Genomic DNA, 236 nt, shown 5'->3' on the forward strand with positions numbered 1-236 from the left:
TGAGGGCCGGGTGGGCCGAGCCCTACACCGTGCCCCCCAATGTCCGCTACGCCGCCCTCTACCTCCAGGCCGCCCGGGAGGCTCGGGCCAAGGGGGTGGGGATGTGGGGAGGGGGGCAGGCATCGAGGCCCCAAGGCCCCGCCCCGGACCGGAAAGGGTGCGACCCCGCCTATCCCACGGTGTGCATCCCCCCGCCGCCCCCGGACCTGGACTGCAAGGACATCCCCCACAAGCGC

The 236-nt window shown here is 74.6% G+C and carries 1 pseudogene; it reads left to right on the top strand.

Going from position 1 to position 236, the window contains the following annotated elements:
* Positions 1-236: pseudogene (locus ACYQ0J_RS13745) on the top strand (thermonuclease family protein); the annotation flags it as partial.

Source organism: Thermus sp. FJN-A (assembly GCF_054655095.1).